The 22,935-nt window shown below is 48.4% G+C and carries 20 protein-coding genes; 5 read left to right on the forward strand and 15 right to left on the reverse strand.

Annotated features, from left to right (window positions below; all coding sequences use genetic code 11):
* Position 1 precedes the first annotated feature (1 nt).
* The 9 genes from ACJJIN_RS09245 to ACJJIN_RS09285 form a co-directional block, all read right to left on the reverse strand.
* On the reverse strand, positions 2-541 hold the full coding sequence (locus ACJJIN_RS09245; protein WP_444897814.1) for an ExbD/TolR family protein: 540 nt from the start codon (positions 539-541) through the stop codon (positions 2-4).
* Positions 538-1,128, reverse strand: coding sequence for an ExbD/TolR family protein (locus tag ACJJIN_RS09250; protein WP_444897815.1), 591 nt, complete (start codon positions 1,126-1,128; stop codon positions 538-540). The genes ACJJIN_RS09245 and ACJJIN_RS09250 overlap by 4 nt, the downstream gene beginning before the upstream one ends.
* Positions 1,128-1,859, reverse strand: coding sequence for a MotA/TolQ/ExbB proton channel family protein (locus tag ACJJIN_RS09255; RefSeq protein WP_444897816.1), 732 nt, complete (start codon positions 1,857-1,859; stop codon positions 1,128-1,130). Before ACJJIN_RS09255 ends, ACJJIN_RS09250 begins: the two co-directional genes overlap by 1 nt.
* A 69-nt stretch (positions 1,860-1,928) precedes the next feature.
* Positions 1,929-2,249 carry a hypothetical protein gene (locus tag ACJJIN_RS09260; protein WP_444897817.1) on the reverse strand — a complete coding sequence of 107 codons (321 nt, stop codon included), beginning with the start codon at positions 2,247-2,249 and terminating at the stop codon, positions 1,929-1,931.
* The gene (locus tag ACJJIN_RS09265) at positions 2,246-2,830 is read right to left on the reverse strand and encodes a tetratricopeptide repeat protein (RefSeq protein WP_413662567.1); all 585 of its coding nucleotides are present in this window, start codon (positions 2,828-2,830) and stop codon (positions 2,246-2,248) included. The genes ACJJIN_RS09260 and ACJJIN_RS09265 overlap by 4 nt, the downstream gene beginning before the upstream one ends.
* Before the next feature lie 32 nt (positions 2,831-2,862).
* Entirely contained in the window at positions 2,863-5,997 is a 3,135-nt protein-coding gene (locus ACJJIN_RS09270) for a tetratricopeptide repeat protein (protein ID WP_444897818.1), read from the reverse strand.
* Positions 5,994-8,024, reverse strand: a complete 2,031-nt coding sequence (locus ACJJIN_RS09275) for a tetratricopeptide repeat protein (RefSeq protein ID WP_444897819.1) — start codon at positions 8,022-8,024, stop codon at positions 5,994-5,996. Before ACJJIN_RS09275 ends, ACJJIN_RS09270 begins: the two co-directional genes overlap by 4 nt.
* A gap of 2 nt (positions 8,025-8,026) precedes the next feature.
* Positions 8,027-8,536 carry a hypothetical protein gene (locus ACJJIN_RS09280; protein ID WP_282932151.1) on the reverse strand — a complete coding sequence of 170 codons (510 nt, stop codon included), beginning with the start codon at positions 8,534-8,536 and terminating at the stop codon, positions 8,027-8,029.
* A gap of 244 nt (positions 8,537-8,780) precedes the next feature.
* The gene (locus tag ACJJIN_RS09285; protein ID WP_444897820.1) at positions 8,781-10,196 is read right to left on the reverse strand and encodes an MFS transporter; all 1,416 of its coding nucleotides are present in this window, start codon (positions 10,194-10,196) and stop codon (positions 8,781-8,783) included.
* A gap of 525 nt (positions 10,197-10,721) precedes the next feature.
* Here ACJJIN_RS09285 and ACJJIN_RS09290 point away from each other — a divergent pair.
* Both ACJJIN_RS09290 and ACJJIN_RS09295 read left to right on the forward strand, forming a co-directional pair.
* Entirely contained in the window at positions 10,722-11,150 is a 429-nt protein-coding gene (locus ACJJIN_RS09290) for a DUF4174 domain-containing protein (protein ID WP_444897821.1), read from the forward strand.
* 217 nt (positions 11,151-11,367) lie between these two features.
* A complete protein-coding gene (locus tag ACJJIN_RS09295) occupies positions 11,368-12,015 on the forward strand; it encodes an oxidoreductase (protein WP_444897822.1) in 648 nt (215 codons plus the stop codon).
* Positions 12,016-12,124: 109 nt separating this feature from the next.
* On the opposite strand, the gene ACJJIN_RS09300 is transcribed toward ACJJIN_RS09295, so the two are convergent.
* Positions 12,125-12,724, reverse strand: a complete 600-nt coding sequence (locus tag ACJJIN_RS09300) for a CPBP family intramembrane glutamic endopeptidase (protein ID WP_444897823.1) — start codon at positions 12,722-12,724, stop codon at positions 12,125-12,127.
* A 382-nt stretch (positions 12,725-13,106) separates the two neighbouring features.
* On the opposite strand from ACJJIN_RS09300, the gene ACJJIN_RS09305 reads away from it, so the two are divergent.
* Positions 13,107-13,691: an exopolysaccharide biosynthesis protein gene (locus ACJJIN_RS09305; protein WP_282932146.1), complete on the forward strand. Its 585-nt coding sequence runs from the start codon at positions 13,107-13,109 to the stop codon at positions 13,689-13,691.
* A gap of 321 nt (positions 13,692-14,012) precedes the next feature.
* On the opposite strand, the gene ACJJIN_RS09310 is transcribed toward ACJJIN_RS09305, so the two are convergent.
* The 3 genes from ACJJIN_RS09310 to ACJJIN_RS09320 are packed head-to-tail and all read right to left on the reverse strand — an operon-like array spanning position 14,013 to position 16,484.
* Positions 14,013-14,624 carry a CPBP family intramembrane glutamic endopeptidase gene (locus tag ACJJIN_RS09310; protein ID WP_444897824.1) on the reverse strand — a complete coding sequence of 204 codons (612 nt, stop codon included), beginning with the start codon at positions 14,622-14,624 and terminating at the stop codon, positions 14,013-14,015.
* A 19-nt stretch (positions 14,625-14,643) separates the two neighbouring features.
* On the reverse strand, positions 14,644-15,171 hold the full coding sequence (locus ACJJIN_RS09315) for a GDYXXLXY domain-containing protein (RefSeq protein WP_444897825.1): 528 nt from the start codon (positions 15,169-15,171) through the stop codon (positions 14,644-14,646).
* Positions 15,168-16,484 carry a DUF2157 domain-containing protein gene (locus tag ACJJIN_RS09320; protein WP_444897826.1) on the reverse strand — a complete coding sequence of 439 codons (1,317 nt, stop codon included), beginning with the start codon at positions 16,482-16,484 and terminating at the stop codon, positions 15,168-15,170. Before ACJJIN_RS09320 ends, ACJJIN_RS09315 begins: the two co-directional genes overlap by 4 nt.
* A gap of 243 nt (positions 16,485-16,727) precedes the next feature.
* Here ACJJIN_RS09320 and ahpC (ACJJIN_RS09325) point away from each other — a divergent pair, with 243 nt between their 5' ends.
* Positions 16,728-17,294: an alkyl hydroperoxide reductase subunit C gene (gene ahpC, locus ACJJIN_RS09325; RefSeq protein ID WP_444897827.1), complete on the forward strand. Its 567-nt coding sequence runs from the start codon at positions 16,728-16,730 to the stop codon at positions 17,292-17,294.
* An 86-nt stretch (positions 17,295-17,380) separates the two neighbouring features.
* On the opposite strand, the gene ACJJIN_RS09330 is transcribed toward ahpC (ACJJIN_RS09325), so the two are convergent.
* On the reverse strand, positions 17,381-18,574 hold the full coding sequence (locus ACJJIN_RS09330) for an MFS transporter (protein ID WP_444897828.1): 1,194 nt from the start codon (positions 18,572-18,574) through the stop codon (positions 17,381-17,383).
* The gene (locus ACJJIN_RS09335) at positions 18,571-21,972 is read right to left on the reverse strand and encodes a Gfo/Idh/MocA family oxidoreductase (RefSeq protein WP_444897829.1); all 3,402 of its coding nucleotides are present in this window, start codon (positions 21,970-21,972) and stop codon (positions 18,571-18,573) included. Before ACJJIN_RS09335 ends, ACJJIN_RS09330 begins: the two co-directional genes overlap by 4 nt.
* Before the next feature lie 344 nt (positions 21,973-22,316).
* Between ACJJIN_RS09335 and ahpC (ACJJIN_RS09340) the strand changes: the two genes are divergently transcribed.
* Positions 22,317-22,883 (forward strand): alkyl hydroperoxide reductase subunit C, encoded by a 567-nt coding sequence (gene ahpC, locus ACJJIN_RS09340; RefSeq protein ID WP_444884410.1) that lies wholly within the window; start codon positions 22,317-22,319, stop codon positions 22,881-22,883.
* Positions 22,884-22,935 lie beyond the last annotated feature (52 nt).

Consider the following 22,935-nt stretch of genomic DNA (forward strand, 5'->3'; position numbering starts at 1 on the left):
ATTAACCCTGAGATGCTTTCTGAATAACCGCCAGTGAAACTTTGGTATAGCCAGCGTCTGTACAGCTGGACATCACCTTTTTCAGCAAACTGAACGGAATGCCTCTGTCCGCGAGAATATTGACCTCCGGTGGTTCTGGATCCTGGCCTCCCTCGACGCCGCCCTCACCTGAATCTGCCGAGGCCTGTGCAACTCCAATTGCCTTGGCCAGCTCTGCAACCATCGCTTCCTTAATGGCCGCAATAATGGTTTCCTCGCTTTCCAACACTTCGGAGGTGGCAATTATCGAGTTGGACTCCACCAGGATTTCATCATTGGTCACCATCAGGGTCACCGTTTCCCGGGGCTTGGTCTCCACCACTGAGTCCGGCAAGGTAATCACCTTGGGAGGCTCCAGCGCTTCATTGCTGGAGGTATTAGTCAGCAGGAAAAACACCAGGATCGTAAAAACATCCATCAGGGAAGTCAGGTTCATGCCCGAGGTTTTCTTGCGCTTATGGCTTCGCGCCATACGCTTCATGCGTCGGCTTTCATTTCTCATGGCGCATCTCCTATGGAAATATCAGGAAATAAAACCACCTTTTCCACCGCATCCAGATCACTGGGATCACTCCCCTCAACCCGCACTTCAGCTCCGCGCACAGTATCCATAATGCCCACCAAATGCTCATAGGCGATTGTGGGCTCCATCAGGATGATGGAATCAGTTTTTTCCGGATAACTGGCCTTAACTTCCAACAAAAATTGCGTGAGCTTTTTAAGGTCATACACCTCTGCTGTGGGCAGCACAGCGAGAATCTCAGTCTGTTCTGTATCTGCCCCAACGGGAGCTTCAACCAGAGCATTTTCACCCTCGCCATCGATATTCAGGTTGGGGAAACGTGCGATAACCTTTTCACCATCACTGATTTCCACGGCCTGTTCTCGCACAACTACCTCCACCGTAACCGTGGGATCATCCGGTGCTCCACCACCGGCACCACTCGGCATATTCAGTTCGAGAATTGTCACCCGCGAAAATACCGCCGATACCAATAGAAAAGGCACCAATACCACCATCAAATTCAAGAAAGCAGTGATATCCAGCTCAGGAGCTTCTTTATCCCGCCCGTGGCGCCGCCTTCTCATTACGCAGTTTCCGCTTGCTGTGCTACTGGATTGGTTTTAGCTGGTGTAGTTTTTTCACTAGACGGCTTGGATTTCGCAGGTTCCACTTCAAAGCGGCGACGGGTTGCACCATCAATCAGGTTGGATGCTTTTACTGAGACCATCTCCAGGCTATCGATAATTTCACCGGTGAGTGAGTTCAGCAGTGCGTGGACGATCAACAACGGGATACCAGTCATCAGACCGAAGGCGGTGGTGTTCATCGCCACGGAAATACTGGCGGAGAGTAGGTCTGCCTTTTCTGCCGGGTTGGCATTGGCAACCGCTGTAAAGGCTTCGATCAGCCCCATAATGGTTCCCAGAAGCCCGAGCAAAGTTGCGATATTGGAAAACAAAGCTACGTAAGGGGTGCGTTTTTCCAGCTGTGGAGTGATCTCCATCATGCTCTCTTCCATCGCGATTTCGATATCTTCACGACGGCGAACAGCTCCCTGCCGGGCCAGCCCCATAGACAATAATTTGCTCACACTGGACTCGTCCTGTTTTACCAGGTTGCGAGCGCGATCGAAGTCTCCTGAAGCTAATACCGGCTGCAGCTTATCCCACATATTGCGGTTGCTGCGGCGCTCCAAATGCAGTCGGATAAAGCGCTCGATAGCCACTGCACCACCCAGTGCGGCAACCACGAGAATCGGATACATGAAAGTACCGCCCGTCTGGAAAAACTCGATGACGTTATTGAAAAAGTCCATTACAAACCCTCTTGAGAAATACAGCTAAAACTTGGTGCTACTCCGGCGACAGCCAGAATCAATATGGCGTTAATCGCCGGACAGGCTGAGTTGATAGAACTCCAACTCACGCATGAAAACTTCCTTGTCGAGCGGTTTGAGTTTGTCGTCCATCAAGCTGGAGACAAGGTCGCTTTCGACACCCACTTCGGAACTTTTCCAGGGGACAATATAGAGAGACTTAGGGGCTTCCTTGTTACCGATAATAGAAATACCCGACAACTCCTTAATTTTTGAATCCACTTTTTTATCGGTAGATTCTTTTTTCTCCTCTCCCTCAGACTGAGCCAAGGCATAAGGGGAAACCATAAAGCTGGCCACGAATGGCAAAGCCCAACGAAGTTTAATCATTTGCCAGCCCTCCGTTGAATATCAGCTAACCAGATAGTGACATCCCGGTCCTCTGGTTCCAATTGAACATATTGTTCGAATTGTGCCAGAGCACACTGGAGATCTTGCAGATACAGATCACACAATATGCCCAGATTTTTTATCAAAGGTAGATATTCTGGATTTTCTGCCAAAGCATTCACATATATTTTTCGCGCCTCGGCAAAGCGCCCTTGCTTTCGGTAGAGAACAGCCAGTTCATTAGTTGCCACCGGATGCTTTTCGTCCAGCGCCAATGCCTTTAAAAAAGCCTCTTCCGCTTTTGCCTCATTGCCACTTTTATAGTGGGCAATACCCAGATTGATATAGGGTGCCGGAAGGCGCTGCTCGCGCTCCACTACTGACTGCAGAAGTTCAATAGCACTCGCATAATCCTGCTCGGCAAGATATTCCAGGGATCGCTCAAAGTCCCGACTCACGCTGCCCGATACCCGCACCGAAGAATAATCAGAGATTTTTCCAGACTTGGTTTGGGTGCTGGCGCAAGCTGCCAACAACAAAGCTAAGCCCACCAGAAAAAACAAACGCATTTGTTTTTGCATAACTTTCCACTCCAAAAGGCAAATGCCTGTTATTACTGACCCGAAACTGCTGATCCCGCAGAGGGCAATTCCGGCTCTGGCGGCAGGGGTACAATAGTCTGGAGATACTCTCCAGCCTCTTCCGCCCGTGCATAGCGAGCGGGCATTAAATTAGCAAGCTTGCCAATACTTTTATCAATCCAGGGGTTATAAATACCGACGCCCAGCAACTCGACATTCTTCTGGTGAACAGAAATGGCTTTTTCCTCGAAGGGATAAATTTGCTCCTCCAATGCCAACTCATACTCTTCCAGCTCCAGGGCATTCAGGTTGGTTGGACGCTCCGAGTCCTTCAGGGCCACGCTAAAGTGGAGATAAATTTCAGCCAGGTAAAAGGTTGCCGCCGCAGTCACATCGGCCACCTGATAATCAATCAGGTCAGTAAATGCACGGGTGGCTGCTTTCATACGCTTGCGCTTGAGGTTGAGGCTTTTCTCGATAGGCGCAACCAAATCCACCTGGGTGAAAGCCTCAAAACTGGGCTCAGCCAATAGCAGGGCCGCATTACCGGCGAGATAACGGGTGCGGTCGCTGCGCTGGGAACCACCGCGGGACTCAACTTTCACCAGTTCACGAAGCTCTGCCATGTAAAGCTTTTGATCCCCGGACACTTTGTAGATATCGGCAATTTTCTGGCGGGTCTCCAGCGCCGGCTCCATGGGTTCGGGGAAATAATCGACGTAGCGACGCAAAACAGACAGCGCTTTAGCGCTATCTTCTGCCGCTGCGTAAAGATCTGCCGCCTGGGTTAAGGCCTCACGGCGTATTTCATCGTCCTCGGATTCCCGCTCAATACGCTCAAATTCCGCAGCTGCCAGCAACAGCTCACCGCTCTCCTGGTAAACCACTGCCAACTTCTTGGTGACATCTTTCGCCAGCTCATGCTCCGGGAAGTGACTGCGGAAGTTATTCAATACCGTTGCCGCTTGTACCCAATCCTTAAGAACGATCAATGATGCGGCAGCATCGTACTCCGCCGTAGCCAGAATGGTCGCGCCAGGTGCAGCACCTCGAATACGCAGGAAATGGCTCGCTGCGGTTGCATGATCCTCCTGCTTACGGGCCATATCACCCTGCTGGTAGATAGAAGCCGCCAGGTTATCTACCAGACCCGCCCTATCCTTTGCGTCCTGGGCAGTCAGCATCAAAGTTTCACCGTAAGCGATTTCTGCATCCGCAAAGGCCGCAGTATCGAAAGAAGCGTGAGCCACCAGCAGCCAGGCAGAACGTCTAATCTCCTGCTCCGCAGCGGGGAACTGCTCCAACAGCGAACGGCCATTGGCGATTGTCGGGGCATAGTCTTTTAACCCGTAGAGATCCTCCACCGCGCCGAGCATGATCTGAGGGGCTTTGGCATGCTCAGGGAATGTGGCTGCAAATGTCAGCGATGAACGGATAATTTCCCGCAATAGTGGTGCACGCTGCTCATCCGTTGCATCTTTTAAGTTATTGGCCAGATGTTCGCGATAAGCGTAAACAGCTGCGTAGCCTGCTTCGCTGGAATCCTTATGCGCAGGATATTCATAGGCCGTGCGCTCATACTCCAGAGCTGCACCATGGAAGTCCCGGTTTTCCAACATCAATCCGGCAAGCTGATAATTGATTTCCGGTGCGCGCTCAGTTTCCCGGAAAGAATCGAGATAGCTGCGATACCAGTGAATCGCCTCGCGATAATTCTCGGCCTTCTTGTCTTTTAACTTCTTATTCTGGTAAGCCGCATGGTAGTGTCCGGCGAGGTCGATCAGGTTGGTCTGCAGGAAGGCAACCACCTCTCCGTATTCATTAATATTGAAGACAGTCCAGTAATCGGCATTAAGTGCATAAGTAGTGGCGAAATCCTTCTTCGCTTCCAGTACCAGCTTGGGGAAGCCGCCTTTACTGTAGATTTCAATAACACGAATTGAGAAATCCGCAGATACTCTGTGCAACTGGTTTCGATCAACAAACGCAATATAGGATTTTGCCGCATCCTGGTAGCGACGCTTCTCCAAATAATATTCACCCAGCTGGCTGTATACCCGGAATTCATAATCTCTATTGCCCTTGCGGGAGAAGTAATCGACAACCGAATCAGGGCCTTCCAGATAAGAAAAACTCAAGCTGACCACACGGAAAGTATCGTCAATATGCTTGCGCTCGCCTTTATTGTTTTGCTGGTCGAAGTCATATCCCTGGGAAACTTTGTAATCCAGCATGGCGATATAATCATCCAGGGCCATTTCATACATATCCTGCTTAAACAGCGCCCAACCGCGTTTATACAAGGCAAGCTCGTAAAAACTGGATATCACACCAATATCGATAACTTTTCCGTAGGACTCTTCCGCATCGAGAAACTTCTTGCGGGTAAAATAGTATTCGCCCAACCGGAACCAGGATTCATCGATATGTCGCGAGTCCGGATAGTTGGCCACCAGCTGACGCAATACATCTACCGCTGCATCAATCTCTCCCGCCTCTTCATAAGCCCGGGATAACTGATACATCACCTGGTCGTTGCGGTGATACAGGGGGTACTTTTGCAGCAATTTAATATAGAGATCGATGGCCTCGCGGGCATTGGCTGACATCATCTCTTCAGAATCAACGCCCGGCGCTTCAAGCGGGGTATCATCTGCAGCTATTTCTATGCTGCCACTAGCGCGGGTTTCAAACTCCTCATCAGACTCGACAACCCCAGGGGCCTGCGCCTCAGTCACTACCGGTTCTATGTTCGCCACCGGCGCTGTCGTCTCTGGAGCATCCAGGGTATTTTCAGCCATAGCTTCTGACGCATCGACAGAGATCACCGCCCCGCTTCCAGCAGCTACTCCAACAAGGTTATCGAATTCTGCATCTTCAGCGCGGTGTGCCTGCTTGATTTTCAGGTCGGCAATCCTGCGCATCGCCTCGGGGGTCAGCTTGGATTCAGGGGTTTCCTGCAAGTACTTCTGGTAGCTGGCCAGTGCCTTCTCCAGACTCCCATCAATATGCTCTTCCTTAATTTCTACTTCGACATTTTGAAGACTACCGATGGTCTTGCCGCTGTTTCCCGCACAACCCCCTAGCACTATAAGTGCAGAGAGAAGACCGGCGGCGCGATTGAGAGATTTACCAGCTCGAGATTTAGATTTGAGCAACTTACTCACGAATCACCTCCCTCTGCTGATTCTTCTTCCTCCACCGGCTCCATCTCCGGCGGATTGTCCTCAGGGATTTGCTCTTCCAACAGTGCTTTGTGCTGCTCTACCTTAAATTCATCTTCACGCTGCTCCTGCAGCTCATTAGCGCGGTCATAGCTGTCTGCCAGGGCGAAGCGGGCTTTAATTTGATAACTTTCCAACTGTGCGCGACGGCGTTCCAACTCAGCAATTGCCAATGCCTCAAGCATGGTGCCCTGGCGCGCCATCAGGGTTTTCAGTCGCCGCTGGATTTGCTGGATACGCGCGCGCAAACGAGTAATATCGCGGTCATAACCGGTATAGCTGTGAGTTGCCGCCTGGCGACTGCGCACAAAGGAATCGTAAACAGACTGGAGACTTTCGATCTCCTGGTTTAATTCCGCCAGGTGTTTGTAGGCCTCGGTCAAACGCTGGTCGTACTCAAAGGAAAGACGCAGGTCCAATACACCTTTGAGCCGCTGTACCCGCTCCAAAGTAGTTTCAGTAAAGCCCTGGGGATGCTCAGCAATTTTTCCGCTAAGTTCCAGGAGCTTCAATCGCGCTTCCTGCTCTTCGGCCGTTGCCAGGTATTCTGGTCGGCGGGAGACCAGCATCTGCTCTATACGACTGGCAAACTGATCGCGCTGCTCCATCCGCAGTTTGATACGGGCGTCGAGTTCCCGGAATTGTCTGTCCAGCTCCGGCAACAGGGGCTCGTAATAGTTGCGGCGAATACGAATAATATCTTCGTAGGCTGTCAGGCTTTTTAGCCACTCCTCATTGCGCTCATATAAATCGTTGAGATCGCGATAGTTGCGTAAAAATTCCTGATAGTCATTGGACGCCATCAGGTCGAGTAAGTAATGGGTCTCGGGGGCTTCCGGTAAATTGCGCAAGGCCACTACCCAGTTCTGTACCTGGGTAGCCTCTTTACGACGCAACGCCTCAAGGAACTTACCTTTGCGAATACTATGAATGGACTGAGTGAGGGTATCAATCTCGCGCCCGAACGCGTCTAATGCGCGGCCGTAATTAATTGCAGCGGTACTGTGGACATCCAGTTTGCCGTAGGCATAGGGCACCGCCAACATGACCTCTTGCACTGGCTCACTGGTGCCTTTGCGGTCTTGCAACAGTTTCCAGGGCACCAGTGCCCGGTCATAGCGACCCGCGCGGGCCTCTACCCAGCCAGCACCCAGCAGCGCCCTGTTTGAAAAAGGGCCATCGAGGTTTACACGATCAAAATAGGGGCGCGCCATATCCAGCTTGCCCAGCTCCATTAAATGGGAGCCCAATAAGAGGTTGGTTTTATCGTAAAGGGCCTGCAGCGCAGCCTCTGAACTGCGCTTTCTTCCAAGCGCAGTCAACTCCAGAACACCGCGTTCCTCTTCTCCCGCCTTCAGTTGTGCAATACCCAAATTGAAGGAAACAAAGCCCTCTAATGACTCTTCACCCTTCAGGTCTTGCAGCAGTTCTACGGCTTCTTCGAATCGACCGAGCTGCATATAGACTCGAGCACGCAAAAACTGCTCATCTGCACGGACCCTCTCGGGAACCCGCCCGTCAATCATTTCCAGAGCGTGTAAGGCGTTGCGCGGCTGTTGTTTGTGATAGTGAATTTTTGCCAGTCGATAAGCGGCTTCATTGCGCACCGGCTGGGAAACATTTCCCTGCAGTACAGCCTCAATAGCCCGCCCGGCCTCCCTGTGCATTCGATAGGACAATTCCAAGTCACCCACCGAAAACTCAGCTTGCCCCAAGTGCGCACTGAAAGGATCGAGTTCGGGCTGATCTAAGCGGTGATACTGAGCAAGTTCTGTGTCCAGTGCCACAATCGCATCAAAATAACTTTCCTGATGGGCATGAAACATTGCCGCACCGAAAAACAGGTCTTTAAGTTCTTCCTGCGGTTCAGTCGCCGCTGCAGCGGGGAGAGCAGCCAAAGAACAAAGGGATAGAGCACCAAGCATCATCCTGGTTTGACAGGACAACACATTTACCAGGGACCTGAGCATGATTACCAGTCCTTGAAGTTTATCGTGGACTCGGTTCCCAGAACCTTAATCTCGACAAATTTAGGACCCACTGCTTTCTCCACGGTGTAGGAAGCTGTAGCCCGATACTCTTTTCCTGATGGGGTTTTACCGAGAAAACTAACCTCTAATGGATGCCCACCCACTTGCACATTGCCAGTGTATATTTTTTGTACCCCACCTTTTTGCAGGGACTCAATTTCCCGGTAGGTATAGAGATGATGGGCAACTAATTTGCCATTCAATGTGACCTCAACCGATTCCAGCTCGAAGGGCTTTTCATCAGCCACCGAGACAAAAAGAGCTACTTGCGTATTAGAGGGGAATAAGAGCTTTTCCTCCAACTGTGACAACTCAGCAGTGAGATCAATTACATCTTTCTTAACATCCTGGATCTGCTCATCCAGGCCACGGATATCATCTCTATCAATAGTCTGAGCATGCCCAGTACTGGCCAACAGAAAGAAAAGTACAATCTGAAGAATTCTGAACATGTGGCCTACCTCCGACCCAACCCTAAACTATCAATTCCTGCCAGAGAACCTGGAACAGGACCACAATAAACTCAGGCACAACAGGGCCTTGAGCTGCGGCATTGTATTGAATAGAGGGCTAATCAGATGTGAGGAAATTCAAATCTCACAAAAACTCAAAGAATGGATAAATTTTGAAAAAAGCACTTCAATTAGATAAAAGAGATCTACGACACAAAAGAAATGAGACGCACTTCACTTGCGATCAAGAAAGCTCTCCGCTTTGGCTCTCTGGCCTACCGATCACAAAGAACATACAAACAATCAGGCCAACCAAAGCTAGGTAGGCATTTACTGTAAAAGCTCTATCTATACCCGTAGGTATATCTGGAGCGAAGGCGATGATTGTAGCATTCATACCCAAACCAACCGCACCCCCACCAATTTTAAACATATAGAGGATTGCGCCTGCCAAGCTGGCACGGTGAGGTTCCACCACAGTAATACCCGCGGTCGTACTGGATGGATTGAACAGCCCAATACCCACTCCCAACACGACCAAGCCCGGACACATATCTAAAAAACCCGTGTCCGAAGTCAGGTTCGAGAGCATGAACATTCCAACACTCATCCCCAAAATACCTAATGAGACGAGTAATTTTGGTCCAGCTACTTCATAGAAGCGGCCGGAGATAATAGCAACCAGCCCCGATATAACCATTAAAGGAACCAAAGATAAACCGGCCTGAAATGCTGAGTAACCACGAAAATTCGCCAAAAACTGGGGGACATAGAGAATTGCCGATAGGAATACTACGGAGATTAGAAGTGTTGTAACACCTACCGCTAGGAACTTCCGGTTCTTTGCAATATCAGGGGGAATCAGGGCATCTTTACCAACTCGATACTCCACGATGGTAAATAGGCAGAGCAACACCAGGAACACAACAATCAGGCTGATAACCACAGGATGCTTGAAACCAATTTCCGCGGAGACATCCAGTGCAAAAAGCAAACAAAATAGCGAGGTGCACAATAGTAGCACACCGAAGAAGTCTATTTTTTCCTCGGTGTCACGAGGTTTATCGGGGGGTACTGCCCACCAGCAAGCCAGCATTGTTGCCAGAGTGAGGAGAATATTAACGAAGAAAATCCATCGCCAACTGAAAAAATCTGCGAGCACCCCACCCAAAACTGGTCCAGCTGCATTCGCTAACCCACAGGTGGCCATCAGGATGCCACCCGCCAACCCTGACCTTTCATAGGTCAACAAGTTAAAAGTCATTGCCAAAGTGGACGGCCACATCAATGCCGCACCCACTCCCATCAATGCGCGGGATATCAATAACATCCACATATCCATTGCCAAGCCACCCAGCACGGCAAAGAATACGAATATTCCCGCTCCAATCATAAATACTCTGCGACGGCCATAGATATCCGCCAAGCGGCCACCGGTTATGATGAAAACACCAAAAACCAAGGCGTAGCCGTTAATGATCCACTGGGAGCTAGTTATGTCTGCATTGAACTCTCTTTCGATGGCAGGTAGTGCGGGGGCAAAAGCGGTATAGTCATTACTAATAAGGAAGGCCGCGAGAACTAATGCAGCCAACCCCAAGTACTGATCTCGTGTAATTTTGCCGCTCTGTTTAGCCATACTGCGTAATTCACTCGACACCCGAGCCGCTCAGGTAATCCTTCAGAACCTAATTAGGGAGCCTCTGAATAACTCCATGATACCTCTGGCATGCAGAGCGGTTCACAATCAAGGCGCGGCTTCGCAGGAATGTCTAGACCTTTCAAGAAGTCGCAACGCGGAGTGTGAATCGCTCTGTAAGCCCCGAAGGGCGGGCCTTGAAGGCCACATCTGCTGCGTTGCAGCTCTTGCAAAGGGCTACGGCCATTCGCGGCGAGCTGCGCCTAACATCTGCAGCCTTCAAGACCCGCAGAGGCATTACGGAGTTATTCAGAGGCTCCTTAGCTTGCGATATATTTTTAATACTCCCGCCTAGAGCCTAGACCACTCGCTCATTTACACGCCTTTTGACTAGTCAGTTTTCACTGTCGATACCGATCATCATCTGCCTTGTAACTGGCAGCTCATATCTTATGCTTAAAGGGCATCCAAGCGCCGGAAAATTGAATTAGTGATTGGATAGCCTACTGAGCCCCCTAAGATCACGCTAATAGATGAGATTAGTAAATGCATAAGTTCATTGTGCTTGTCTTGGTTCTGTTGACTTCTTCTACATTCGCCCAGGGATCTACGGTGAACGACCTAAAAGATTTCCAGTGGAAAAACCGCATTCTATTACTGAATATCCCGGAAGATCCCAATAGCACAATCAATGAATTACTCAAGTTAGCGCCGCAGTTTGCAGAGAGAAACTTGATATGGTTCCTATTCTCTAACGGCACCCTTGAGACTAACTTCCCCGGTAAAGTCACAGACAATTTTGCTAAAAATGTACGGGAAAAATATCTGCAAGGACCAGCAATGCAAGTACTTCTTATAGGAATGGATGGGGAAGTAAAGTATAAAGCCAATAAATTCTCAGCCGTCGAAGTTTTCCAACGTATCGACAGCATGCCCATGCGACGCAATGAGATGCAGCAAGGATCTGCACAGTGAACAATTATTGAACATCCACAATCTGATAGAGAATTTTTGTATCCCCCGGTATTACTGAGGAATCCCAGAGTTAGATTTCCCTCAATTAATTACGCTTCGGCCTTCTTTGCTCACCAGACACCCTTTCCAGCTGGCAACTTTTAACGAACATAGACATCTTTGCGCTAAAGTACGCTATTAGCCTTGCGAACTTATAATCAATGGAAATCGACCTCCAATGACCAAAAGAGCCATTATCCTCGGAGCTACGGGCCTTATCGGTGGCCATCTCACAGAGCAACTGGCTGGTGAAGAAGTCTTTGATGAAGTACTTACCCTCACTCGACGCCCCAAAGCCACTGCAAGTCAAAAAATACACAATCATATTGTCGATTTTGATCGATTGGAGGAGGCTGCCCCTCTTTTTCAGGGAAATACTCTATTTTCCTGCCTGGGAACCACTCGCAAGCAAGCCGGCAGCCTAGCCGCCCAGTATAAGGTTGACGTTGAATATCAATACAAAGCGGCCCAATTGGCAGCGGAGGCAGGGGTCAGCCATTACGTACTGGTTTCATCCAGCGGGGCCAATGCCAATAGCGCCAGTGCTTACTTACGTATGAAGGGTGAGCTGGAAGAGAAAATCAAGAAACTTCCATTTAAGCGCATCAGTATTCTGCAACCCTCCCTACTTCTCGGAGATCGTGCAAATGCCCGCCCCGGTGAGAAAATCGGAGGCATCCTCCTACCAGTAATTTGTATGCTGCCGGGGCTGAGACGTTATAGGCCCATTGAGGGGCGTGAAGTAGCCAAAAAAATGGTTTATTTAAGTCGACAAGAACGAACAGGGGTTGAGACCCTGCGTTTGGATGAGCTATTCAATACTTAAGGAGCCTCTGAATAATTCCGTAATGTCTCGGCGAATCTGGGAGGCTCCTTAAACCCCAAAGGTTAAATTCGGGAGCTTAAAACAAGTAAAACGCTCCCGAATATTGCGGTTATTCTTTTATTTTAATCCCTAGCCAATGCGGATATTGAGTCAAAACAATAAGGACAATTGCATCGTAGACTGCGTGCCAGATTATTACTCCCAATAAACTTCCGGACACTTGGTAAACCACACCTAAAACCACACCAATTCCCAAAGTCAGAAAGAAATTGGTCCACGATGAGAAATGAAGTAGCGCAAATGCAATTGCGGAAATTAGTAACCCCAACAATGGCGAGCTAAGTTCTGACAACCAGGACTGCAAAAACCCCCGAAACAAAAGCTCTTCACAAATTCCGACTACAACAGAAACCAACAGCAGTTGAAAGAAAGACAATCGTGAAAATAGTGGAATCAGGGCGATCGATTGACGCCGCATTGACATGCCGAGGGTCGTTTCTGAGCGAGTTAACGACAACATCACACCATAGGTAGCCATCGCCCCAATGATGCCAATTATTACTTGTAACCCTACGCTATCACCAATGATCACTACCTTGGGTGAAGCCAGATAAAAGCCCAGAAAGGCCAGCAACAAGCAAACAACCTGAGTGCCAATTAATAAAAGAAAAACTGGTGGATTCCCTTTTGTTTGGTCAACAGCTTCCATTTGTGACCGTCCTTTTTATTAGTAGTTTATCGAGGTAGTCGAGTGGCTCAGTACCTAAATAGACTGCCTTAGGATTCCGTATCAACTAGAAACCACATCGAAATTCAATCAGCCGAAATAAGCACACCCACCATCGGCAATAATCTAACAGAAAATGATGACAGGCATAATCCTCCGCCAACAACCTATCTCTATCCGTTTAGTTTGACGCCAGACAGCTTATCCCCTTTGAAAAACTGCCTGACTTTAGCCGAAAAGCCAGTCACAGTGCTATGCTCGACAATATCTCTGGAACCGGATAGCTCGTAGAGACTACCCCGTTTCCAGCCCTCTTATCAGTAGAATGTCTTGCAAAGAAACTACACAGCAACTAATTCCAACCATGACACAAGAAATCATAGGACTGGGCCAGCTGCTGAAGGATATTGAGGAGAAAAGTCAGGGGCAGGAGAAAATCTCCATCCAGCATGTTATTGAGGCTGTGGGGCTTCGATCCTTTGCCCCATTCCTTATCCTTATCGGGTTGATCCTGTTTTCCCCTCTAAGCGGTATTCCCGGAATGTCTACCGCGATGGGCGTATTGCTACTACTGTTTGCCCTACAACTGCTGATGAAGCGCAACTATATCTGGCTTCCTCAGTGGTTAATCAACCGCTCCATATCCAGCGAGAAGCTGATGGATGCCCTGCACTGGATGGAAAAGCCCGCCCGGTTTGCCGACCGCTGGATTCAGCCACGGATGGATTTTATCGTGCGCCGATATGGCACCTACGCTATTGCTGGAACCTGCATTTTTATTGCATTGACCCTGCCAATAATGGAAGTAATCCCCTTCTCTGCCTCAACTGCTGGTCTCGCTCTCACCATTTTTGGGCTATCGCTGGCAGCTCGAGACGGACTCTTAGCGCTTATTGCTTTTATCCTAACGGCCTCCCTAGTACTAGTGGTGATCGTTGCCGTGATCTAGGGAGCCTCTGAATAACTCCGTGATACCTCTGGCTTGCAGAGCGGTTCACAATCAAGGCGCGGCTTCGCAGGAATGTCTAGACCTTTCAAGAAGTCGCAACGCGGAGTGTGAATCGCTCTGCAAGCCCCGAAGGGCGGGCCTTGAAGGCCACAGATGTTAGGCGCAGCTCTTGCAAAGGACCGAGCCATTCGCGGCGAGCTGCGCCTAACATCTGTAGCCTTCAAGGCCCGCAGAGGCATTATGGAGTTATTCAGAGGCTCCCTAGGAGCCCGCGAGTAACTCCGTAACATCTCTGCAGGTCTCCAGACCAAAGCTGGCTACTTACCCTCGCTTTAAGACTTGATTTTTTAATCCGAGCAAATGGGGAAAGTGCACTATGGCGAAAATTGCCAAAAGGTCGTATACCGCATGCCAAACAATCGCCCCCACCAAGCCCCCGGACATTTGGTAGAAAATGCCTAAAATGAGCCCAATCATAAAGGTAAGGAAGAAGTACACCCAGGAAACACAGTGCAGTAATGCGAATATCAGTGATGCACCCAATAAACCGAGGAATGGCGTACTGAGCTGGGAGAGCCAAGACTGTAGAAAACCACGAAACAATAGCTCCTCACAAACACCCGCAGCTAAAGCAACCCATACCATCTGTGATGGGGACAACTTGGAAAACAGAGGGGTCAATTGAGTACAGTGGAGCCGCAGCATTTTCCCAAATAGCGTCTCAGAACGAGCTAATGTCAGTACTACCGCAAATGTGACAATAGCGCCTAACAATCCCAACAGCAGTTGCAGCCATACCGTATCACCAACAAATGAAACTTCCATTGGCACGAGGTAGAGACCCAGAGCTGCAAGCAATAGACAGCCCAGTTGAATATCCATTAAAAAAAAGAAAACCGGCAGGCTGCGCCGTGCCGGACCAATCGCTTCCATTCCTGATTTTTCCCTTTGCCTATTGATTTCCTGAGCCTCTGACAACCTTCAAGCTCGCTCGCCCATCCGCAGAAATCATCAATTCGGCCACGCCACCCTCCCGCAGTTGTTTTTCCAGATCCAGGGCTTTTTCCTTCGGAGCAAAGTAGGCTTCAATACCGTAGCGAATCCGGTAGCTATCTGATGAATTCCAAAAATTCTGGCCTGCTACCCGCCCTCGAATAAAAACTCCGCCCTGTGGTTGTTCAAGGCTGACAGAGGCGCGTTCATACAATCCGGATGACCCTTTTTCTAAGCCCACATAAACCACCTCTCCCTGACGCAGTCGTCCCTGCCCTTTAAACAAGGCTTTATCTAAAGTGGAAAAGGGGTAACTCAATTGGGCATAGTTACCCCGAAACAATGAGCGCGGGTCTACAGGAACAGTTTTCACTGAGACAGGCTGGCCCGTCCACAGCGGCATTTGAGCCTTAATATACATTCCTAACAGTATAAAAAACTGCACGCCAATGGCGGCAACCAGGCCAATCACAACTCTACGTTTCATCGCAAACTTCCCCCCGCCTGGTGATATTTCCAATACTTGGCTGCTGCCAGCAATAAAACTGCGAAGAGAATAAACAGGAGAGCAGCTCCTATATAGTCGCCAATCAAGTCAATATAGCGCAGCAGAGCCGTCAACAGGACCGCCATAACTCCGAGGAAGAAGTAGTGCGAGATACCATCGTGAATACCCCTGAAGATCAACCAGATTCCACAGGTAATCAGGGCAAAGTTTGTAACAATTTGTAACCAAACTGCGTAGTCACTGGAGCTGGCATTCGTTACGAACGCAAGTACTGCCGCAAAAACACCGCACAACCCCAGTCCGAATAGCAACCTCTGAGACAGCAGCGCCAACACTATCGACACAGCAGACATAGTCCCCACTACCGCCCACATAGAAGGTAGGTGACTCCAGGGGGCTTCTATCATCTCCTCCCAGGGATATTCAAAGCTAAAAATCAGTAAGCCAATTAAAGTAAACCGAAGGCACCAAATAGAGATTACTGCTGCGTAGTCCTTGGCTACCGCCGACGGGCGAGTTGCCAACCAATGGGCAAAGCAATACATCAGGATAAAGAGCGAGACTGCAACAGCAAGGTTCTCTGGATAAATATCCGCACTAAATTTCCCATCCTGCAAACGCCAAAATTCTGATAGGGAAAATTCCAGCCAAAAACCTAAGCCAAAGATAAAGGTCAGCAAGAGAATCACGCTCGCACGACCACTTAACAGGATATAGAGGGCTCCCAGCAAGAAAATTGGGAACAGGGCGGGGTAAAAGCCTAAACTCGACTCCAGGAAGAACCAAAGCAAAGCCAATAGCAACGACTGCTCTGCAATCCATGGGCTGCGGGTAATTAAAGCAAATGGCAAACTACCCAGTGCCCACCAGAAAATACCATCTGGCATATGCTCGCCCAAGTGGTATACCTGTGCGATCAAAATAATCGCCGCACCAAAAAACAGGTTGCCCAACAAGAACAAGCCCTCTCCGGCTTTCCGATCTCCAGACAGGTAAACCTTAAACGCCACTCCCTGGGTCACCAAGGTCAAAGCGATCAGCCCCCCCATTCGCAGCGCTCTGGGGATTTCCTCCCAATTGGCCCCAATCAGTGTAATCACCGCCAGCCCGATAAAGAGATAGGCCAACCCAATCAAAATACGATATCCAAGTGTTCTTTCTTGCGCCCGGTGGTAATCCACTTCATAGCGGGCACAGATCTGCTCAGCCTGAGCTTCACTGATCACACCGTCTTCAACCCAATCTCCGGCCTCGCGGGCCAGGTCATGCTTAAGCAACCGAATCAATCGCATAGATGCGCCTTGTGAAAAATTACCCATACACGATGGATGGGTATTAATACTTTGGTCCCGAGTATCCCCGATGTAACCAGCGACCTCAAATTGGTACGGATTGCAGACTAAATTATCGCCAGGCTGCCTAGATAGCAGAAAACTATCTCAGATATTTAAATTGTTAATTTCTATTATCAATCGCCAGCCAATAGCATAAACAGCATCAAAGTTAAGAGCCAGGCACCCAATAAGGAGCTAACCATGTCCCGCTATATCGAATCCGAACTCAAGCCGTTTAACGCCAAAGCCTACCAAAATGGCGAATTTCACGATGTAAGTGACTCTGACGTCAAAGGTAAATGGGCCGTATTCTTCTTCTACCCCGCCGACTTCACCTTTGTATGCCCCACTGAATTAGGCGATCTGGCAGACAACTATGAGGAGTTTAAAAAGCTGGGTGTAGAGATCTACTCAGTCTCCACAGACACTCACTTCACCCACAAGGCCTGGCACGATTCCTCTGACACTATCGGTAAGATCCAGTACCCGATGGTCGGTGATCCTACCGGTACCATTACCCGCAACTTCGGTGTAATGATTGAGGAAGAAGGCATTGCCGACCGCGGTACTTTCGTAATCGACCCGGAAGGCCGTATTCAAATTGTGGAAATTACTGCTGGCGGTATCGGCCGCGATGCCAGTGAGCTGCTGCGCAAGATCAAAGCTGCTCAGTACATCGCTGCTCACCCGGGTGAAGTTTGCCCAGCAAAATGGAAGGAAGGTGAGGAAACCCTGGCCCCCTCTCTCGATCTGGTAGGCAAAATTTAAGACTTCCCAAGCCCTCACAGGATTGGAACTGGCCTTGCCCGCCCTTTTGGCGGGCATTGTCGTTAATCAAATATTGCTAATCCGTGTTAATGGCTTCTTTGCTTCGCAATAAGTGATAAAAGCAAGCAACATACAACTCCTCCCAAGAGGAACACAGGAACTACAAAGATTGCGGTTTGTATTCCATAACTTTCGTCTAACCATCCTACCAAAGCATGGGCCAGAATCAAGAAAATTCCCCCCATACCTAAGGAGAATGAAACTGTAAAAGGGGGATTCTTACTACAATCTGTCAACCATTCCATGGCATAAGGAAACAAGTAGGATAGTGTCAATCCACACACTGGGAACCATAGTGGGCTCACCCAGTAGCCCAAAGAAAATACGGCTGCTGTCGATAAAAAGGAGACTATCAACCAGAAAAAAGCACTTCCCTTCAGCAGGATAAAAGTGAAGGCCACTCTCCCTAAGCAGAGCAATCCGAAAAAGATTGAAAGCAAAATATCCGCCTCAACGGCCCAGTGCCCTCCCCTAGCTTCAAGAAACAGTACCATCCTACTCGCCAATATATGTTCAGCGCCGTTGTAGGCAGAAACAATAAACCCACCACCAATTGCGATCCACCACTCTTTCGGTTCTTTATCTCGTTGGCTCGCCTCTTTAAAGGCGCCAGGGTTAAAAGAACTCCCATTTTTCCTTAGTTTTCCTTTTCTTCTTATTAATCCAGACAAGATAAAAAATAATATGCTTGCAGCTATCCCCCCAAACAAATAGAAACCGCCCTCCCATCCAAAGTGAAATTTATATAACAACCCAGGTAACAAAGGAGACAATATGGAGGCAACCCCATAGGTACTATGTAATCCACAATAACCTTGACGAGTTAAGTTTTCAGGCACAAAAAGGGGGATTGCCACATTAATCAAAACCATGCTCCCTCCGGCACCCAAACCAAAGAGGAAGCTGCCCAGAATAAGCAGGGTAAACGAGTACAAATATCCAGAAATACCTGAAAGTACCGACCCTACCCCCATAAACACTACGAATAATGCTAACCCAGAGATCACTCTGATTTTTTTCACCCAGAGAGCCCCTGACAAAGTCATAAGTAAGGCAGAAAAAGTGGACAGGAAGAAAAAGGTGGAGCCCTTTGTTGGGGAAACAGAAAAAAAATCTAAAATTTTTGGATAAATTGGAGCTTTATAGACCTCCACAAAGCCCAGTAAAAATAGAGCCCCATAGCATGACAGCAATCCAAACCAATAGATGTTGCGTTTCACGCAGCCCTTCTTTTGATATATTGATCACACTCTTCAATCATTCGGATTGCTTGTATAGAGTCGGCAAGAGGAAGATCCGGTGATTCAATTAAGTTTTTCTCAATACATAACTGAACAGCCTGTGCCTCATAATAAAGCCCTTCAGAATTTGGATAATTAAACCTGCCTCTTATTCTCGGTAATGGGAATTCGTACAACTTAGTCTCATTATCTGTCCTTCGATCACCAGTGATCCGCGTCACTGACACCCTAGTTGGACAATGTGCCGGGGCAAACACTTTTATCCGCCCTTCTGTGCCATAGATTTCCAACTCTTCCGCACCCTCAACCAGATGACTCCAGGAAACTACAGCTGTTGATCCACTATCGAAGTGCGCATAAATGAGTCCGGCACCATCCTCCTGGAAACCGTAGTTATCCAGCACCCCAGAGAACTCCAGGTCTGATATCCCCCTACCCAATACCATCAGCGCCGTGTGGACAGGATACACACCGGCATCCATACCAGCTCCCACCTTCCATTTTGGAGACTGCAACCCTTCATCCTTACGCAGGTCAAAGCTCAAATCTGCACGAAGCTGGCTTACCTTACCTATATTTCCAAGACTAATAATATCTCTACAGTATTTAATAGCAGGGAAGAATCTCATCCACATCCCTTCCATGCAAAACAGCTGTTTTTTATTGGCAAGCTCTTTAATCCTTACAGCATCCTCAACTGTTAACGCCAGAGGTTTTTCAATAAGAACAGGCTTACCTGCCATTAATGCTAATTCAGCATGTTGTCGGTGTAACTCGGGGATAGTTGCAATATAGACAATGTCAATATCAGGATCAGAAACAAGTTCCAGGTAACTGCCATAAGCCCTACTTGCTCCATGACTATTCGCAAACTCTCTCGCCCTATTAAAATCCCTGGAAGCTACAGCAAACACTTCTGAGGAATCCAGGTAATCGAGGACTAATGCAAAATCATTTGCTATTCTTCCACAGCCTATAAATCCCCAGCGCAGCCTTCTCAATGGTAGTTTTTTAGCGCTTTGATGACTGGTCAAGTCTAATTGCTTAGGTAAATACTCCTCCTCTGCTATTTCATCAGGATCCAATATGAGCTCTGGATGACGAGTAAGCCTTTCTTGCAGGTCATACCAAGCGCTTTCCAGATGGTTCGCCTCTATCTTATTGACCCAAATACAGTTTCCTAGAGGGGCTGGGAGAGGCGCTCGCAAAGTACCGGAGCGATGAATCGAGATCTGTTTTATTGCCGTCTTGTATACATCCAGGCTCAGCCCTTTGACACTAGCTGCAAGTCCCAGCTGCACGTAAATTCCAAACAGTAACTCAATGTCTGCCTTGGATATCAATCCCATTTTTTCAGCTACCAGCGAAGTAAACAGGCAATCAATGCCCACAGCTTCACCATGCATCAACCTAAAAGCCTCATCACGCTCCAACCAGCGGGATAACGTATGTCCAAAGTCCATTGGTCTGGATAAGTTTTCTTCTTTTAAGTCTCCCGCAATACTATCCAGCATGGCATCAATACAATTTATCAGCAGTTTATAGGATGCATCTCCCGGCAGGCCATCAGGTTCTAAAAAACTATTTTCCAACAGAGTGGCACCCTGAGCTGACAAGGTATCGAGCACATCCTTATTGAATACCACTCCAACCTTAATCATTTCACCAATCGCACTTTTTAATACCCGCTGTGGATTAGTTTTCAAGAAGGAGGGATCAATAATGGTATGCAAGGGACAATGGAAAGCACCAATCCCATTCTTAATATTGTGGTTCACACTGACTTTAATGCCGATAGAGGAGTCAATCATTCCCATTAGAGTCGTTGGAATACGTATCCAGGGTGTATTCCGTCGCCACACCGCACTGACAAACCCAATCGTATCGGTTACCGCCCCTCCACCCATAGCTAAGATTGGCTCCCTGTAACGAAGAGGATTTGCCTTCCATATTTCATCAATCATACTGATAAGACTATTAATATTTTTTGACTGTTCGCCACCCTTCATAACTATCGGGATGAACTCAACCCCCATGGACTTTTGCCACTCGGTAATACCCTTCCCATAGAGCTCCCATACCTTGTCATCAACACAACAAATAATTCTGTTCTGCGGCGGTCTTAGGAGTTCTATAAGGAATTTATTACCAGGATTAAAGAGTCCATGGTGGTACCAGATTCTTTGGTTTGTTGGAGCCTGACAAATAGTATCTGAAATTTGTACGATAGAATGATGGCTTTCATCTTCTCTTAATTGAGCCTTAATACTGGGCTCAATCGCTGCGGCCAATTCGAGAACACCACATGCATGAAGCAGTCGCGGCAGGCTCAAGTATTTCTCATCATTGCTATCTAGAATGGATTCAATAAACAGCCGCTTCAGATTGTAATAATCTCGCTCAAACAAGTAGCAATACCACATCCCTCCCTTTTCTTTTCTAGTAAGCTCAAGTGCCCGATCAAGGACATCTTCCATGGCCTGCCGAATAAAAACAGGGTCGCCTCGAATGCCTTTTCGCATCACTATGCAATTTTCGACACCTTCACAACGGGTAGCCAGAAAAGAGAAACTCACCCCCAGATTAGTTTTTAGCGTAAAAGACAGCTTTTTGAAATCCTCGATATCACCGAAGCGCTTCTGCACGGTTTCATCTCGGTTCACCACTACATCAGTAATGTTGTGAGGAGCAAGGTTCCACTTTGCTATACAGAGTTCAAGTTCATGGCAACACTGGTTGAGCAGCATACCCTCGGAATTTTGCCTAAAAATGCTTTCCAGGTTGGCTTCCGGATGCGGGTTGTGATGAATGAATCCGACACTCCTGGACTTCAACTTCCATTGCTCGTTAAGCCTCTCGGCTCTATCCACGTAATTTGCGATATGCTTTTGATAGCCAACAACAACATTTACATTGTTTCTGTCGGCGATCATTTCCATTTCACGCAGCTTTTCCAGCGAGTCTGCACCAGGTTTTTCAAGGTATATATTCCTATATCCTTTATTAATTACCGATTCAAAAATCCCCTTCGCGAGTGGAGTCCTCACAGAGATAACAACCAAATTTTTTAAGGAGGGATGCGCATCAGGTATTTGCTCCACCGAGGAATAAGTTTTGAAATCGCCATACTGAGCTTTAAGTCTTGCCATCTCGTTTCGGAAAACCATCCCTTTTTCAGATGACTCGACATCACTGGAAAGCCAATACTCTTCAACAATCGCATCCACCACTACATTTCGCATATTCATTAGCTGAGACAAATGCAGCCATCCGATTGACTCCCCAGGCAGACCGACACCTACCACCGTGACATGCACCACATTCTGATTCATAGCGGCAACATTTAACCTCACATCCGCTGGCACTACCCAGATCATCAGAACCGGGCTTGCACTTCTAACTTATTGCTAATGTGCGCTGATTTACGACTCAACTCTTTTTTGATGCCTGAGGGTATGGACCGCGATCAACGCTTCTATATGTCGTCTTTGCGGCTCAATAGACATCAGGATGCGCGGATAAGGTTTCACCTAACGGCTGTCGCTTTGCCAAAGCCATTAAATAGCGGCTAAACACCCAACCAATCAAATAGCCAACAACGATTGCCAAAAGCTATCACACGTATTTACATTAATAATTTTTATCAAAGAGCATCGACCGATAGTATTGATCCCACTTCCAAACAACGACCGACAAGACAGTGATAAATAAGGAGCTATCCATGTCACGTTACATCGAATCCCAGCTGAAACCCTTTAACGCCAAGGCTTATCAAAACGGCGACTTCTTCGATATCAGCGACGCCGACGTTAAAGGCAAGTGGGCCGTATTCTTCTTCTACCCCGCAGACTTCACCTTCGTCTGCCCCACTGAGCTGGGCGATCTGGCGGACAACTATGAAGAGTTCAAGAAGTTGGGCGTTGAGATCTACTCCGTATCTACCGATACCCACTTCACCCACAAAGCCTGGCACGACTCTTCCGACACCATCGGCAAAATCCAATACCCGATGATCGGCGACCCCACCGGCACCATCACCCGCAACTTCGGTGTGATGATCGAGGAAGAAGGCATCGCCGATCGCGGCACCTTTGTAATCGACCCGGAAGGCCGTATCCAAATTGTCGAGATCACTGCCGGCGGAATCGGCCGCGATGCCAGCGAGCTGTTGCGCAAGATCAAAGCTGCCCAGTACATCGCCGCTCATCCCGGTGAAGTCTGCCCGGCCAAGTGGAAAGAAGGCGAAGAGACCTTAGCCCCCTCCCTAGATCTGGTAGGAAAGATTTAACCCAAATACCTCTGACCCGGCCCATCAAAAGGTGGGCCACAACCAAGCCTTA

The sequence above is a fragment of the Microbulbifer maximicatervae (SeqCode) genome (genome assembly GCF_052467505.1).

What these genes read in the sequence shown, in the direction of transcription:
- ahpC (WP_444884410.1), top strand. Translation starts at nt 22,317, where the DNA reads ATGTCACGTTACATCGAATCCCAGCTGAAACCCTTTAACGCCAAGGCT.
- ACJJIN_RS09290 (WP_444897821.1), top strand. Translation starts at nt 10,722, where the DNA reads ATGCATAAGTTCATTGTGCTTGTCTTGGTTCTGTTGACTTCTTCTACA.
- ACJJIN_RS09250 (WP_444897815.1), bottom strand. Translation starts at nt 1,128, where the DNA reads ATGAGAAGGCGGCGCCACGGGCGGGATAAAGAAGCTCCTGAGCTGGAT.
- ACJJIN_RS09315 (WP_444897825.1), bottom strand. Translation starts at nt 15,171, where the DNA reads ATGAAACGTAGAGTTGTGATTGGCCTGGTTGCCGCCATTGGCGTGCAG.
- ACJJIN_RS09265 (WP_413662567.1), bottom strand. Translation starts at nt 2,830, where the DNA reads ATGCAAAAACAAATGCGTTTGTTTTTTCTGGTGGGCTTAGCTTTGTTG.
- ACJJIN_RS09300 (WP_444897823.1), bottom strand. Translation starts at nt 12,724, where the DNA reads ATGGAAGCTGTTGACCAAACAAAAGGGAATCCACCAGTTTTTCTTTTA.
- ACJJIN_RS09335 (WP_444897829.1), bottom strand. Translation starts at nt 21,972, where the DNA reads ATGATCTGGGTAGTGCCAGCGGATGTGAGGTTAAATGTTGCCGCTATG.
- ahpC (WP_444897827.1), top strand. Translation starts at nt 16,728, where the DNA reads ATGTCCCGCTATATCGAATCCGAACTCAAGCCGTTTAACGCCAAAGCC.
- ACJJIN_RS09295 (WP_444897822.1), top strand. Translation starts at nt 11,368, where the DNA reads ATGACCAAAAGAGCCATTATCCTCGGAGCTACGGGCCTTATCGGTGGC.
- ACJJIN_RS09320 (WP_444897826.1), bottom strand. Translation starts at nt 16,484, where the DNA reads ATGCGATTGATTCGGTTGCTTAAGCATGACCTGGCCCGCGAGGCCGGA.
- ACJJIN_RS09280 (WP_282932151.1), bottom strand. Translation starts at nt 8,536, where the DNA reads ATGTTCAGAATTCTTCAGATTGTACTTTTCTTTCTGTTGGCCAGTACT.
- ACJJIN_RS09275 (WP_444897819.1), bottom strand. Translation starts at nt 8,024, where the DNA reads ATGCTCAGGTCCCTGGTAAATGTGTTGTCCTGTCAAACCAGGATGATG.
- ACJJIN_RS09310 (WP_444897824.1), bottom strand. Translation starts at nt 14,624, where the DNA reads ATGGAAGCGATTGGTCCGGCACGGCGCAGCCTGCCGGTTTTCTTTTTT.
- ACJJIN_RS09305 (WP_282932146.1), top strand. Translation starts at nt 13,107, where the DNA reads ATGACACAAGAAATCATAGGACTGGGCCAGCTGCTGAAGGATATTGAG.
- ACJJIN_RS09245 (WP_444897814.1), bottom strand. Translation starts at nt 541, where the DNA reads ATGAGAAATGAAAGCCGACGCATGAAGCGTATGGCGCGAAGCCATAAG.
- ACJJIN_RS09255 (WP_444897816.1), bottom strand. Translation starts at nt 1,859, where the DNA reads ATGGACTTTTTCAATAACGTCATCGAGTTTTTCCAGACGGGCGGTACT.
- ACJJIN_RS09260 (WP_444897817.1), bottom strand. Translation starts at nt 2,249, where the DNA reads ATGATTAAACTTCGTTGGGCTTTGCCATTCGTGGCCAGCTTTATGGTT.